Genomic DNA, 13,559 nt, shown 5'->3' on the forward strand with positions numbered 1-13,559 from the left:
ATGTATATTATCGACACACACGCTCATCTTTATGGTGAGGAGTTTTCAGAAGATATAGACCAGGTGCTCGAACGGGCCCGTCAAAATGGAGTGGGTAAGATTTTCCTGCCGAATATTGATGAGCCCAGCATCGCGGCCATGAATCGTCTGGTGGAGAAAAATCCCGGTTTCCTGTATCCGATGATGGGGCTGCATCCTACGGATTTGGGGCAGGACTACCGGGAAGTGCTTCAGCGCATGGAGAAACTGGTGGCGGCACCGGGACATCCTTATATTGGTATCGGTGAGGTGGGACTGGACTATTACTGGGACGACAGTATGAAAAAGGAACAGCTGGCAGCTTTCGACTTTCAGGTACAGCTTGCTCTGAAGTACGACTTGCCGCTGATGATTCACAGCCGTTCCGCACATGCCGATCTGGTGCGCGTGCTGGATGTCTATCGCGGAGAACCGCTGCGGGGCGTTTTCCATAGCTTTGTTGGTACCGTCGAAGAAGCCGAAGAGCTGCTTGCGTTCAAGGATTTTGCCTTGGGCATAAACGGCATCGTGACTTTCAAGAAATCCGATTTGCCGGCAACCTTGCAGACGGTGGTTCCTTTGCATCGTCTGGTGCTCGAAACCGATTCGCCTTATCTGGCTCCGGTGCCTTATCGGGGCAAGCGCAATGAAAGTGGTTATCTGCCTCAGGTCGTTCAGAAATTGAGCCAGATTTACGGGGTGGATGAGAACGAAATTATACGGCACACTGCTGCCACGGCACTGAAAATATTTGACCGGGTGGAAGCTTAAAAAAGGAAAAAAAGAAATATTTCATAAGTTAACGCAAATTTTTCTTTGTGGAATAGTGGATAAGAACAAAAAAAGAATATTTTTGCACCTGATTTCGCTTGCATATCGCATTTTTTTTGTAATTTGCACCCGTTTTGAGAATGTAGCATTTTTTTTGAACATTTTCAGTTAAAGGAGAGATGCTCGAGTGGCTGAAGAGGCACGCCTGGAAAGCGTGTGTACGTCAAAAGCGTATCGGGGGTTCGAATCCCCCTCTCTCCGCGATAAATATAAAACAATTAATAATCTTAAAAAATTAGACACACAATGAAAAAGTTATTTGCAATTATTGCGATGATGGGAGTCTTTGCATTTGGTGCGACTCAGTCGATGATGGCTCAGGCCGACTCAGCTGCCGTAGATTCAGCTGCCGTTGACACAACTGTTGTTGATACAGCTGCTGCTGTTTCAGAAGAAATCGCTCAGGAGCCTATCGTAGAAGAAGGTGGTCTCCACAAAGAGTTGAAGACTAAGTTTATCGAAGGTGACGCTGGCTTTATGTCATTGGTAGCCATTGCATTGGTATTGGGTTTGGCTTTCTGTATCGAGCGTATCATCTACTTGAGCTTGGCAGAAATCAACGTGAAGAAACTGTTGGCTTCTTTGGAAGAGAAGTTGTCAGCTGGTGATGTAGAAGGTGCTAAGGAAGTATGCCGCAACACTCGTGGTCCTGTTGCTTCTATCTGCTATCAGGGTCTGATGCGTATCGACGAGGGTATCGAAAACGTTGAGCGTTCAGTTGTTGCTTACGGAAGCGTACAGTCAAGCTACTTGGAGCAGGGTTGCTCATGGATCACACTGTTCATCGCCATGGCTCCGTCTTTGGGATTCTTGGGAACTGTGATCGGTATGGTTATGGCGTTCGACCAGATCCAGCAGGCTGGTGATATCTCTCCGACAGTTGTTGCCGGTGGTATGAAGGTGGCCTTGATTACTACTATCTTCGGTATCGTGGTTGCTTTGATCCTGCAGATTTTCTACAACTATATCCTGTCTAAGATCGAGACTATCACCTCTCACATGGAAGAGGCTACAATCTCTCTGTTGGATATGTGTATGAAGTATAACTTGAAAAAATAATAAATCATGATAAAGACAGAAAAATTGTCTAGAACCGTCCTGAATGTCTGCATTGCAATCATCCTGGTTGTATTCGCATTCTTCTTCTTGTACGGTTATGACAACCCAATGGGCGATTACAATGAGCCCAAATGTACCGAGGCTGTTATTTACCTCATGTACGTGCTGATCGGTGTAACTGCCGTGCTGGCTGTATGGAGCGCAATTAAGAGCATTAAAGACGGTATGGGAGCTTCAGGTGAGAACCTGAGTGGTGTTCCCGGTGGCAAGATTAGTTTTATATCTGTAGTTCTGTTGGTTGGTTCTTTGGCCGTTGGCTTGCTGACCAATCTGAATGAGCCTGACTTTACAGCTGCTGACGGTAACGTAACCAGCGGTGCCATGGTTTCAGTGGTGGATATGTTCATCATCTCTATCTATATCCTGATGGCTGTAGCTGCAATCGCTGTTGTGGTTAATATGTCAGGTATCGTTAAGAAGAGCGCACAAAAGAAATAACAACATCGTTTTCAATTTATAAAACTAAAAATTAAATGGCAAAGAAAAAAAGATCAGTACCTGGTTTGAACGCGAGTTCTACTGCGGACATTTCTTTCATTTTGCTGATTTTCTTCCTGGTGACCACTTCTATGGATACTGACATGGGTTTGGTTCGCCGCCTTCCGCCTCCACCAGAGGACGAACAGAACGAAGCTGAAATCGATGTAAAGGAAAGAAACGTACTGAACGTAAAAATCAACTCTGCCGGTAATTTGATGGTAAACGGTGACTTTATCGCTTTGGATCAGCTTTGCGAACGTGCAAAGGAATTTGTTCAGAATCCGAACAACTCACCGTCATTGCCAGAGAAACATGCCAAAAACATCCCATTGCTGGGTATGTGCGCGGTAACCGACAAACATGTGATTTCTGTACAGACCGACCGTGGTACAAGCTATAATGTGTACTTCCAGGTTCAGAATGAATTGGTACGTGCTTACAACGAACTGCGTGATGAGTTGGCAAAAGCTAAATTCGGCAGACTGTATGCAAACTGTACCGATGAGCAGCAGGAGGCTATCCGCGGTTATTATCCGCAGAAGATCTCTGAGGCAGAACCTAAAAATTATGGAGGAGAAAAGTAATGAGCAGATTTAATAAAAAGGGTAGTAGAGAGATGCCCGAAATGAATACATCTTCACTTCCTGACTTGATCTTTACCATTCTGTTCTTCTTTATGATTGTAACCACAATGCGTGAGGTTACGCTGAAGGTGAAATTCACCGTTCCGGCCGGTACCGAACTGGAGAAACTGGAGAAGAAATCAGCAGTATCTTTCATTTATGTGGGTCCTCCAACAGATCAGTTGCGTGCCACAATGGGTTCAGGAACCCGTATTCAGTTGAACGACCGCTTTGCAGAGCCAGCTGAAATCATGGATTTCGTTGCACAGGAGCGCGCAAGCATGTCAGATCAGGCCGCACAGCAGATCTCATTGAAGGTAGACCAGAAGACCAAGATGGGTATCATTACTGATATCAAGCAGGTATTGCGTAAGTCATGGGCTTTGAAGATCAACTATTCAGCTAGTAAACGTAATTAAGCAATTTGTTGATTATTCAAATAATTATTAAAAAAAGGCATTTCCTTAATCGGAGATGCCTTTTTTTTGTGATTGTATTACTAAAATTGCTACTTTTGTAGTAATCTATAAAATGTAACAATATGAAAGCTTTAAACTTAGACAGCTTGGATGAGCAGATTCTTCAGATGATTGCCTCAAACGCACGTATTCCGTTTTTGGAGGTGGCCCGTGCTTGTCGGGTTTCTGGTGCAGCCATTCACCAGAGAATTCAGAAACTCGTAAAACTGGGTGTCTTGAAAGGATCTCAATACATTCTGGATCCCGAGAAAATCGGTTATGACACTTGTGCTTATATGGGGCTATTCCTGAAAGACCCATCGGACTTTGATCGTGTGGTAGCTGCTTTGGAACAGATTCCTGAGGTGGTAGAATGCCATTATACTACAGGAGACTATGATATGTTCATCAAAATCTATGCACGCAACAATAACCACATGCTGAGCATTATTCATGACAAGTTGCAGCCGTTGGGCCTGCAACGTACGGAAACCATCATTTCCTTCCACGAAGCCTTTTCCCGTCAGATGCCTATTGTAGACATTGCGACAAAGGATTCTGAGCGCAGAAGTGGAGAAGATGATGAGACCGAGGATCTGGAGCTTGAATAATCTTCCGCATCTTTTATTGGAGTCAGCAGATTCAAAGCTAAGTATATTGTCAGACCTCAGCAGAAACGTTCTGCTGAGGTCTTTTTCTTTTCTGGTATCTACCCATGGTCAGATCCTCTTTGCGTGCTTCTGATGCCTTTAAAATGCGTTTGCTGCAGTTCTTATTCCATATCTTGATATTGCCAGATGCTGTGTGGGCTGTTTTTTCCGAAGATATTCTGTTCTTTCCTTGCCTTTACTTTTAAAAGATCATTTTGGGGCGGCATGCTTTTGGAGCATGAGGTATAAAAACAAAATGTTCGGTAGTATCTCACGATAGTACCGAACGATGTAGGAAAGTATAATCAAATTCTAGAATTAATCAACCCTTATGCGTCAGGTTGTATTAGTTCCATTCTATAAACCATATAATACAGTTTTGGATTATTTGGTTGATGCAAATATATGTTTAATATGAGTTCATATTATTGTATAATTGTACGAAACAACAAAAATGAGACCCTATTTGTACCTTTCAACAAGAATTTTGTAAATGTTTTTAAATGATTGTCAGGACTTTGGAATATTTATTCACTTTTTCCACTTTGTTTTCTCCATGCAGAGGGAGACTGTCCTGTGACTGATTTGAAGGTTCTGCTGAAGTGAGGCAGGTCTGTGAAGCCTACCGAATCTGCAATTTCATGCAGGGAACGGTTACTTTCCTCTAGCAGAACCTGAGCTTCCTTTATTCGTAGTTGATTGATCCAGGTATTAAAATTCTCCCCGAAGTTCTCATTAATATGATTCGACAGATAGGTGCGGTTGGTGCCCAGCTGCTTGGCCAGAGTGGTGATGGTGATGTTTCTTTCAACAAAGCCCTTGTTTTCGATCCATCCTTGCAGTGCGCTTTCCATATTCTTTTGCGTACTGGCCTTGTCCCGTCCCTTCATATTGTATTGATATTCCCTTTCAAAGTCGGCTATGTTCAGGATGATGAGCAAGCGATAAAAGAGGATGGTAAAGGTTATAAACGTAATAATGTAAAATACGATAAGCACGGAGAACAATGTCCGGCTGGGGAAAAACAGCATTGACATCACGAATGTAGCCATCAGGTTGAGCAGGAGCCAAAGAAACTTGATGGTACTGCCATACTTTCCGTACTGATATTTTTTGTTTCTCCAGGTTTCGAACAAATGCTTATAGGTGAAGAAATAGAAAAAGAACTGTATGATATAGATGCAGTTCAGCAGGTAATACCAGCCATTCTGTATGCTGCCCTTATAGACATAGTAATAACCGTATAGAATCAGGATGCACGCGGCAATCCAGATACTTTGCGTGAAGACGAATTTCTGGGTATTGAAATTTTTGGTCAACAGCAAGATCATGGCCAGAATCAGGATCGCACTTTCTATGTGCGCCATGACCTGAACGTAAAAAGTGATGTCGCGCAGCTGATAGTTTTGTGCCACCAGCACAATGCCGCTGCTGCCCAAAAGAACAGAGGCCAGCTGGACCAGATTTTTGCTGCGCTTCACATTCAGGACCTTCCGTTCGTGAGGGATATAAGCAACGGCCAGAAATATTGCAGACATAACCAATGCGGTGAAAGCAACGATTTCCAGGCAAAGCACAATTTGAATCATAAACAAACAGATTTTTAAAGTGTTTTGGGTTCCAGTTTGATTGGTTTAGTCGAGAAAGCCGTTTTTGGTTGCAAGTTCAGTTGCTCAAACCAAAAACGGCTTTTTGTGGCATCAGCGGCGCAGATAGTCCGTGAAGCGATATCGGAACTCATGCTTCTCGTCCGTATCGTGTGCTTCCTCGTTTTCTACGGTCCACACCGTTTTATCTATTTCCGGGAAGAAGGCATCCGCCTGCTCCGGTGTATTCTCGATATGAGTCAGACAAAGGCGGTCTGCCTGTCCGAGTGCTTCCTGATACAGGCTTGATCCGCCGATGATAAACAGTTCCTCTTCCGGTTTACAGGCCTTCAGAGCCTCTTCCAGAGAGTGGAATACCTCGGCTCCCGGCGCTGTGAATGTGCTCTGTCGTGAAAGCACGATATTCCGTCGGTTGGGCAGGGCGCCTTTCGGCAGAGACTCGAAAGTCTTCCGGCCCATAATGATGGTATGTCCTGTTGTGAGTGCCTTGAATCTTTTCTGGTCATTCGGCAGCCAATATATCAGTTTGTTTTCAAAGCCGATGGCATTGTTCTGAGCCACGGCAGCAATGATGGTCATCATAAGCAGTTTGTGATTAGCATGGGGTTAAACAGATACTTTTCCGGCGATGTGCGGCCACGGGTCATATCCTTCGAGTTTGAAGTCATCATACTGGAAGTCGAAGATGTTCTTCACGTCCGGATTCAGAATCATGCGTGGCAGCGGGCGCGGCGTACGAGTCAGCTGGAGCTGTACCTGTTCCAGGTGATTCTTGTAGATATGCGTATCGCCCAAGGTATGAACGAAGTCGCCCGCCTTGAGTCCGGTTACCTGTGCCATCATTTGCAGCAGCAAGGCATAAGAGGCAATGTTGAACGGAACTCCCAGGAATGTGTCGGCGCTGCGCTGATACAATTGCAGGCTCAGGCGTCCGTTGGCCACATAAAACTGGAAGAAGGCATGACACGGTGGCAGATTCATATTATCCAGATCGCCCACATTCCAGGCGCTGACGATGATGCGCCGTGAGTCCGGATTGTTTTTTATGGTGTCTACAGCCTCCTGAATCTGATCGATGAAGCCCCCTTTATAATCCGGCCATGAGCGCCACTGATAACCGTAGATGTGACCCAGATCGCCGTTCTCGTCGGCCCATTCGTTCCAGATACGCACGCCGTTGTCCTGAAGATACTTCACGTTTGTATCTCCTTTCAGGAACCACAACAGTTCGTAAATGATAGATTTCAGATGCAGCTTCTTGGTGGTGAGCAGCGGAAAACCCTCTTCCAGATTAAAACGCATCTGATGCCCGAACACACTGATGGTACCCGTACCGGTGCGGTCACTCTTTTCTGTGCCCTCGGTCAGTATGCGGTTGAGCAAGTCAAGATATTGTTTCATGTATGTATTGTAATTATGTTCTTATCGTTTCTGTTGCAAAGGTACATTTATTTGTTTGTTTCTACAAGAGCTCCCTGTATCACCTTTTGCCTCATGTCCGTTGGCTGTCTATCTTTTTCGTCCGAGCCATTGTCCGCCGGCAATGCACAGCAGCACGATACCCACGATGCCGACGATATGAGCCATGCCGAAGAACCATTCCACCAGCAGCAGAGCCACTCCGACAGATGCCAGACGGATGGTTTGCTGTTTCTTCAGATTTTCGATTTCTTCCGGGGTGAGAGGCGGTTCTCCGGGGCGGGCAACCGGAACAACCGGGCGCGTCATTTTCAGAATCAGATAAATCAGACCGATGATGATCAGCAGCGGAATGCCGATAAAAAGAATGATCAGAATGATACCTAATATCAGACTGATTCCGAGCATGTGCTGGAAAAGATAAATCAGCGGATGTCCGGACTGGAAGAAACCATCCTCACCGCTGTCTGCATCCTGATCCTGAGAAAATAGAGTATTCCAGAGATTGACGGCTGTCTGCATGCTGTCCGTCTGACTGAGAGCACTGGTGTCGGGCTGCACATAATCGCTGTTTGTGGTCACTCCGCTCGTGTCGGAATATACCACGATACCTTCCTCTGGGTCATTTGGGTCGGCTGTCGTCTGCGCGGCAAGGCCCATCGGTAGCAGACAAGTGACCAGCAAGAACAACACACGCAGAGATACAGGCAGTTTCGAGAAGATTTCCGTTTTCATATCGTCTTGGTTTTATTTAGTTGCAAAAATACTATCTTTTAGGGCATTTATGCTATCTTTGTATCAATAAATATCAGCATAAAAACAAACTATATGGACTTACCGAAAGCATTTACTGAGTATATGGCGCACCTGATAGGCGAAGAAGCCTGCCGCCGATTGGAGCAGGGACTGGCCGACGAGCCGCAGGTCAGCATTCGTCTGAACCGTCGCAAACTGGCAGGATGCGGACACGAATGTCCGGTGCCGCAGTCGGCCGATGTGGCTGTACCCTGGTGCCGCACCGGTTATTATCTGAAAGACCGTCCGGCCTTTACGTTCGACCCTCTGCTTCATGCCGGTGCCTACTATGTGCAGGAAGCCGGTTCCATGTTTCTGGAGCAGGCCTTTGCCGCCCTGTCGGCCGATGCCGGTTTTCAGGAGCCGCTGATGGCGCTCGATCTGTGTGCTGCACCCGGTGGCAAGTCCACCCATTTGCGCAGTTTGCTGCCCGAGGGAAGTTTTCTGGTCAGCAATGAGCCGATGCGTCCCCGTGCTCAGGTACTTTCTGAAAATATGATGAAGTGGGGCGATCCTGCCTGTATGGTGACCAACGGTTATCCGGCCGATTTCTCGGCTTTGGAGCATCTGTTCGATGTGGTGGTGACTGATGTGCCCTGCTCCGGAGAAGGTATGTTCCGTAAGGACGAAGGCGCCATTGCCGACTGGAGTCCGGAGAATGTGGAACTCTGCTGGAAGCGCCAGCGCTCCATCATTGCCGACATCTGGCCGGCTCTGAAGCCCGGCGGTTATCTGATTTACAGCACCTGCACTTTCAACGCACTCGAAGACGAAGACAATGTAGCCTGGATAGCCCGTGAACTGGGAGCCGATCTGATACCGGTGCCTTGTGCCGAAGAGTGGGGCATTCAAGGCGATCTTACCGGCAGCAACCTGCCCGTGTATCATTTCCTGCCCGGCTGGACACGTGGCGAAGGGTTCTTCCTGGCCGTTTTGCGCAAGCACGGACAGTGTGAGGAAGCCGAGGACGGATGGCGTGCCTGCCTGCCCCGTAAGGCCGCAAAAAAGGGAAAGCCCGATAAGAAAGATAAGAATAAGGGAAGAAATGAGATTTCGGCCAGTGAGCTGATTACACTTTCCGGCTGGCTTTCGGGCAGCGACTGGGAGTGGCTGGCGGAAGACACGCAAATCTCGGCCGTTCCGAAAGAATGGGCCGATGCCTGCCGAGCCGTAAAAGAATGCCTGACGGTGATGCACTGTGGTGTACCGGTGGCCGAACTGAAGGGGCGCGACTGGGTGCCGCGTCACGGACTGGCTCTGAACCGGGCCTGTTGCCGGGACAGTTTTCCACAGGTAGAGTTGAGTTATGAACAGGCTGTGGCCTATCTGCGCAAGGAAGCTCTGGTTCTTCCGGCAGATACTCCGAAAGGATTTGTGATGCTCACCTACCGGAATTTCCCGCTCGGCTTTGCCAAGCAGATTGGAAACCGCGCCAACAATCTCTATCCCGATGCCTGGCGCATCCGCAGCGGATACGTCACTCCCTGCTCGGTGTTGTTCCCATAACTATAGCAGATACAAAAGAAAAATCTCCATTCCGGCTCAGCCGGAATGGAGATTTTTTCTTTTATGCTTCCTGAGTGGATTACTTGATCACGTTCAGTTCCTTGCCCACCTTGATGAATGCAGCGATGGCACGGTCCAGATGCTCGCGCTCGTGACCGGCTGACAGCTGAACACGGATACGGGCCTGATCCTTCGGAACTACCGGATAGTAGAAACCGGTTACATAGATACCCTCTTCCTGCATCTTGGCAGCGAAGTCCTGAGACAGTTTCGCATCGTAAAGCATTACGGCGCAGATGGCGCTCTGAGTCGGCTTGATGTCGAAACCGGCAGCGATCATCTTGTCGCGGAAATAGTTTACGTTCTCCATCAACTTGTCGTGCAGAGCGTTGCTCTCCTTCAGAATCTTGAACATCTCGATGCTGGCACCTACGATGGCAGGAGCTACAGAGTTAGAGAACAAGTAAGGACGAGAGCGCTGACGCAACATGTCGATAATTTCCTTCTTACCGGTTGTGAAACCACCCATGGCACCACCGAAGGCTTTACCCAATGTACCGGTGAAGATGTCTACACGACCGTAAACGTCGAACTGCTCGGCAACACCGTGACCGGTAGGACCAACCACACCGGCAGAGTGAGACTCGTCAACCATTACCAATGCATCGTATTTCTCGGCCAGATCACAGATCTTGTCCATAGGAGCCACGTTACCGTCCATAGAGAACACACCGTCGGTAGCAATGATACGGAAACGCTGAGCCTGAGCTTCCTGCAGGCAACGCTCCAGATCGGCCATGTCGGCGTTGGCATAACGATAGCGCTTAGCCTTGCACAGACGTACACCGTCGATGATAGAAGCGTGGTTCAGAGAGTCAGAGATGATGGTATCCTGATCGGTCAACAGAGGCTCGAACAAACCGCCGTTGGCGTCGAAACAAGCTGCATAAAGGATTGTATCTTCAGTCTTGAAGTAGTCAGAAATAGCTGCTTCGAGCTGTTTGTGCAAATCCTGTGTACCGCAAATGAAACGTACAGAAGACATTCCATAACCATGGCTGTCCATAGCTGCCTTGGCAGCCTCGATCAGGCGGGTATTGTCTGAAAGGCCCAGGTAGTTGTTGGCACAGAAGTTCAAAACACCTTCTCCAGCGTTGACCTTGATGTCAGCGCGCTGTGGAGTTGTGATAATACGCTCTTTCTTGTAGAGGCCTGCAGCCTCGATATTGGCTAATTCTTGAGCCAAAAAGTCTTTAAATTTACCGTACATATATGTTAATATTAGGATCTCTATGCAAAGGTCTCATTTTTTTTTGAAATATCGAATAAAATCTCCCGAATATTATCAGAAAAAATCAAGAATAATATACTATCTTTGTGCATCTGATTTTTTTAGTTATCAAGAAACAATAAAGCATGAAAAATGTATTGATTATCGGTTCAACCGGCCAGATCGGTTCTGAGTTGACCATGAAATTGAGAGGACTGTATAATGGTAACATCGTTGCCGGTTACATTCCGGGTGCAGAACCAACAGGAGAACTGAAAGAGTCTGGTCCGAGCGCCATCGTAGATATCACCAACGAGCAGCAGATTGCCGAGACCGTTTCCAAGTACAAGATCGACACCATCTACAACCTGGCTGCCTTGTTGTCTGCCGTTGCAGAAGCTAAGCCACAGTTGGCCTGGAAGATTGGTATGGGCGGTTTGTTCAATGTATTGGAGGTAGCACGCGAAATGAAGTGTGCCGTGTTTACTCCAAGTTCTATCGGTGTGTTTGGTAACAACACTCCAAAGGACAACACTCCGCAGGATACAATCCGTAACCCGCGCACCATGTATGGTGTGACTAAGGTTTCCGGTGAGTTGTTGAGCGACTACTACAACATCCGTTTCGGTGTGGATACCCGTTCCGTTCGTTTCCCGGGACTGATTTCTTACGTAACTCCTCCGGGAGGTGGTACTACCGACTATGCTGTTGACATTTATTACTCAGCCGTTAAGGGCGAGACTTTCAAATGTCCGATCGCTGCCGGTACTTATATGGATATGATGTACATGCCGGATGCTTTGCGTGCAGCTGTTGAAATCATGGAGGCTGATCCTTCTAAGTTCGTTCACCGCAACTCATTCAACATCGCATCTATGAGCTTCGAGCCGGAGACTATCTACAAGAAGATTCAGGAGTATATCCCAGACTTCAAGATGGAGTACGAGGTAGATCCTTTGCGTCAGACTATTGCAGAATCTTGGCCAAACTCCTTGGACGACACTTGCGCTCGCGAAGAGTGGGGTTGGAAGCCTGAGTATGACTTGGATGCCATGACTAAGGATATGATTGAGAAACTGAAGGTTCGTTTCGGCAAATAATCTGCATCAGGCATTTATTAAGATACAGAAAAGTAAGGGTATCGGGATTTCCGATACCCTTTTTTCGTGCTCTGCCCTGCGGGGAGCCGGCTTACGATTTGTCAGAATGTAAGTTCTTGCATTCCGGCAGTCGTTCAGACTGCTGATTTTGGGAAGGGACGGCCACCGGCCGTTGTTTTTTCAAGGCTCAGAGGCTTTGGGGCTGTAAGGTATTGATGCACTGCTTCTTGTAAAAAAGTATCCTTGTTTGCGGGATTCTTCCGGACAGGACTTTTGAGGCCGTTTTGGGGATTATTGTGATGAAATGAAGGAGTCATGCTGATGCCAGGATAAAATCATGCCGGTGTTTTTGTTTCCCGATAGAGGCGGGAAGAGGCATCCGCACCTCTGGATGCTGCATAAAAATACGTTCCAGACCGTATATGTCGGGGGACAGTCTGCATAAAGATACCAAAAAAGCATCCCGAAGCACAGCCTTGCATCAGGCCTTCTGCTTCGGGATGCTTACATTTTGTTCGTTTTATCGCCGGAATCCGTGCTTAGCGTCTGCCGTACATCCGGTCGTAATAGTTCTGATAGTCGCTGCTGGTCACTTCTTCCACCCACTTCTGGTTGTCCAGATACCAGCGGATGGTTTTCACGATACCGGTTTCGAAATCAGTCTCCGGATACCATCCCAGGTCGGTTTTGATCTTTTCCGGATCAATGCCGTAGCGCAGGTCGTGGCCCAGACGGTCCTTTACGAAGGTGATCAGGTCGTCGTTAATCCAGTCAACAGCGATTTCACCGTTTTCGTTCTTCACCTGCTTCTTCAGCAGAGAGCGCATTTCCGGTTCCTTCTCCATGATTTCGCGGATGGTCTGGATGGTGAGCTTCACAATCTGGATATTCTGACGCTCGTTATGTCCGCCCACATTGTAGATGCTGCCGTCGGCACCCTGGTTGATGACCATGTCGATGGCCTTGCAGTGATCCTCCACATACAACCAGTCGCGGATGTTGGTACCCTGACCGTAGACCGGAAGTTTCTTTCCTTCGAGAATGTTCTTGATGATCAGCGGAATCAGTTTTTCCGGGAACTGATACGGTCCGTAGTTGTTGGAGCAGCGGGTGATGCTCACCGGCATCTTGTAAGTGTCCTTATAGGCACACACAATGTGGTCGGCACTGGCCTTTGACGCGCTGTACGGGCTGTGCGGGCAGAGCGGAGTCTCTTCGGTGAAGAAGCCCTCTTCGCCCAGGCTTCCGTACACCTCGTCGGTAGATACCTGATGGAAGCGTACGCCCTTGCGCCAGGTTGGGTAGCCGTTTTCGTCCTTTCCGGTCACCCAGGCACGGCGGGCAGCGTCAAGCAGGTTCTGGGTACCCAGAATGTTGGTCTGCAGGAACAGCTGCGGGTTTTCGATGCTGCGGTCCACATGGCTCTCGGCAGCGAAGTTCACAATCACATCGAAACGGTATTTTGCAAACAGGTCGTCTGCCAGATGAGCGTCGCAGATGTCGCCTTTTACAAAGATACAGCGTTCGTTGTCAATATCCTGGGCGATGGTGCCCAGATAGCCGGCATAGGTCAACAGATCCAGAACCACGACCGTGATGTCGTTGTATTTGTTCAGGATATATTTCACGTAGTTTGCGCCGATAAAGCCGGCTCCTCCTGTTACTAGATAAGTTTTCACGAGT

The 13,559-nt window shown here is 47.7% G+C and carries 14 protein-coding genes and 1 tRNA gene; 9 read left to right on the plus strand and 6 right to left on the minus strand.

What is annotated here, in order from left to right; genetic code table 11:
- From DXA74_RS01725 to DXA74_RS01755, 7 genes are all read left to right on the plus strand, one after another.
- The gene (locus DXA74_RS01725) at positions 1–789 is read left to right on the plus strand and encodes a TatD family hydrolase (protein ID WP_118525097.1); all 789 of its coding nucleotides are present in this window, start codon (positions 1–3) and stop codon (positions 787–789) included.
- Positions 790–962: 173 nt separating this feature from the next.
- Positions 963–1,050 (plus strand) — tRNA-Ser (locus DXA74_RS01730).
- Between the two features lie 45 nt (positions 1,051–1,095).
- Complete coding sequence (locus tag DXA74_RS01735) at positions 1,096–1,908, plus strand: MotA/TolQ/ExbB proton channel family protein (protein WP_118525098.1); 813 nt, start codon at positions 1,096–1,098, stop codon at positions 1,906–1,908.
- A gap of 6 nt (positions 1,909–1,914) precedes the next feature.
- Positions 1,915–2,406, plus strand: a complete 492-nt coding sequence (locus tag DXA74_RS01740; RefSeq protein ID WP_118525099.1) for a hypothetical protein — start codon at positions 1,915–1,917, stop codon at positions 2,404–2,406.
- Positions 2,407–2,441: 35 nt separating this feature from the next.
- Positions 2,442–3,032 carry a biopolymer transporter ExbD gene (locus DXA74_RS01745; RefSeq protein ID WP_118525100.1) on the plus strand — a complete coding sequence of 197 codons (591 nt, stop codon included), beginning with the start codon at positions 2,442–2,444 and terminating at the stop codon, positions 3,030–3,032.
- Complete coding sequence (locus DXA74_RS01750) at positions 3,032–3,490, plus strand: biopolymer transporter ExbD (RefSeq protein ID WP_118525101.1); 459 nt, start codon at positions 3,032–3,034, stop codon at positions 3,488–3,490. The genes DXA74_RS01745 and DXA74_RS01750 overlap by 1 nt, the downstream gene beginning before the upstream one ends.
- A gap of 122 nt (positions 3,491–3,612) precedes the next feature.
- The gene (locus tag DXA74_RS01755) at positions 3,613–4,140 is read left to right on the plus strand and encodes an Lrp/AsnC family transcriptional regulator (RefSeq protein ID WP_118525102.1); all 528 of its coding nucleotides are present in this window, start codon (positions 3,613–3,615) and stop codon (positions 4,138–4,140) included.
- A gap of 566 nt (positions 4,141–4,706) precedes the next feature.
- On the opposite strand, the gene DXA74_RS16510 is transcribed toward DXA74_RS01755, so the two are convergent.
- The 4 genes from DXA74_RS16510 to DXA74_RS01775 all read right to left on the minus strand — a co-directional run bounded on the left by DXA74_RS16510 (position 4,707) and on the right by DXA74_RS01775 (position 7,940).
- Positions 4,707–5,768 carry an AraC family transcriptional regulator gene (locus DXA74_RS16510; RefSeq protein WP_233550409.1) on the minus strand — a complete coding sequence of 354 codons (1,062 nt, stop codon included), beginning with the start codon at positions 5,766–5,768 and terminating at the stop codon, positions 4,707–4,709.
- Between the two features lie 111 nt (positions 5,769–5,879).
- Positions 5,880–6,374, minus strand: coding sequence for a dihydrofolate reductase (locus tag DXA74_RS01765; RefSeq protein ID WP_199666057.1), 495 nt, complete (start codon positions 6,372–6,374; stop codon positions 5,880–5,882).
- 18 nt (positions 6,375–6,392) lie between these two features.
- Positions 6,393–7,187 (minus strand): thymidylate synthase, encoded by a 795-nt coding sequence (locus DXA74_RS01770; protein WP_118525104.1) that lies wholly within the window; start codon positions 7,185–7,187, stop codon positions 6,393–6,395.
- A 108-nt stretch (positions 7,188–7,295) separates the two neighbouring features.
- Positions 7,296–7,940, minus strand: a complete 645-nt coding sequence (locus DXA74_RS01775) for a hypothetical protein (protein WP_118525105.1) — start codon at positions 7,938–7,940, stop codon at positions 7,296–7,298.
- A gap of 93 nt (positions 7,941–8,033) precedes the next feature.
- On the opposite strand from DXA74_RS01775, the gene DXA74_RS01780 reads away from it, so the two are divergent.
- Positions 8,034–9,506 (plus strand): rRNA cytosine-C5-methyltransferase, encoded by a 1,473-nt coding sequence (locus DXA74_RS01780; RefSeq protein WP_118525106.1) that lies wholly within the window; start codon positions 8,034–8,036, stop codon positions 9,504–9,506.
- Between the two features lie 79 nt (positions 9,507–9,585).
- Here DXA74_RS01780 and kbl read toward each other — a convergent pair whose 3' ends face one another.
- Positions 9,586–10,776 carry a glycine C-acetyltransferase gene (kbl, locus tag DXA74_RS01785; RefSeq protein ID WP_118525107.1) on the minus strand — a complete coding sequence of 397 codons (1,191 nt, stop codon included), beginning with the start codon at positions 10,774–10,776 and terminating at the stop codon, positions 9,586–9,588.
- Between the two features lie 146 nt (positions 10,777–10,922).
- On the opposite strand from kbl, the gene DXA74_RS01790 reads away from it, so the two are divergent.
- Complete coding sequence (locus DXA74_RS01790) at positions 10,923–11,876, plus strand: NAD-dependent epimerase/dehydratase family protein (protein ID WP_118525108.1); 954 nt, start codon at positions 10,923–10,925, stop codon at positions 11,874–11,876.
- Between the two features lie 539 nt (positions 11,877–12,415).
- Here the strand turns inward: DXA74_RS01790 and rfbB are convergent.
- On the minus strand, positions 12,416–13,555 hold the full coding sequence (rfbB, locus tag DXA74_RS01795) for a dTDP-glucose 4,6-dehydratase (protein WP_118525109.1): 1,140 nt from the start codon (positions 13,553–13,555) through the stop codon (positions 12,416–12,418).
- Positions 13,556–13,559: the final 4 nt, after the last annotated feature.

This window comes from Bacteroides sp. OF04-15BH (genome assembly GCF_003477995.1).
GTDB lineage: Bacteria > Bacteroidota > Bacteroidia > Bacteroidales > Bacteroidaceae > Paraprevotella.

What these genes read in the sequence shown, in the direction of transcription:
- DXA74_RS01780 (WP_118525106.1), top strand. Translation starts at nt 8,034, where the DNA reads ATGGACTTACCGAAAGCATTTACTGAGTATATGGCGCACCTGATAGGC.
- DXA74_RS01775 (WP_118525105.1), bottom strand. Translation starts at nt 7,940, where the DNA reads ATGAAAACGGAAATCTTCTCGAAACTGCCTGTATCTCTGCGTGTGTTG.
- kbl (WP_118525107.1), bottom strand. Translation starts at nt 10,776, where the DNA reads ATGTACGGTAAATTTAAAGACTTTTTGGCTCAAGAATTAGCCAATATC.
- DXA74_RS01745 (WP_118525100.1), top strand. Translation starts at nt 2,442, where the DNA reads ATGGCAAAGAAAAAAAGATCAGTACCTGGTTTGAACGCGAGTTCTACT.
- DXA74_RS01735 (WP_118525098.1), top strand. Translation starts at nt 1,096, where the DNA reads ATGAAAAAGTTATTTGCAATTATTGCGATGATGGGAGTCTTTGCATTT.
- DXA74_RS01740 (WP_118525099.1), top strand. Translation starts at nt 1,915, where the DNA reads ATGATAAAGACAGAAAAATTGTCTAGAACCGTCCTGAATGTCTGCATT.
- DXA74_RS16510 (WP_233550409.1), bottom strand. Translation starts at nt 5,768, where the DNA reads ATGATTCAAATTGTGCTTTGCCTGGAAATCGTTGCTTTCACCGCATTG.
- DXA74_RS01750 (WP_118525101.1), top strand. Translation starts at nt 3,032, where the DNA reads ATGAGCAGATTTAATAAAAAGGGTAGTAGAGAGATGCCCGAAATGAAT.
- DXA74_RS01790 (WP_118525108.1), top strand. Translation starts at nt 10,923, where the DNA reads ATGAAAAATGTATTGATTATCGGTTCAACCGGCCAGATCGGTTCTGAG.
- DXA74_RS01725 (WP_118525097.1), top strand. Translation starts at nt 1, where the DNA reads ATGTATATTATCGACACACACGCTCATCTTTATGGTGAGGAGTTTTCA.
- DXA74_RS01755 (WP_118525102.1), top strand. Translation starts at nt 3,613, where the DNA reads ATGAAAGCTTTAAACTTAGACAGCTTGGATGAGCAGATTCTTCAGATG.
- DXA74_RS01770 (WP_118525104.1), bottom strand. Translation starts at nt 7,187, where the DNA reads ATGAAACAATATCTTGACTTGCTCAACCGCATACTGACCGAGGGCACA.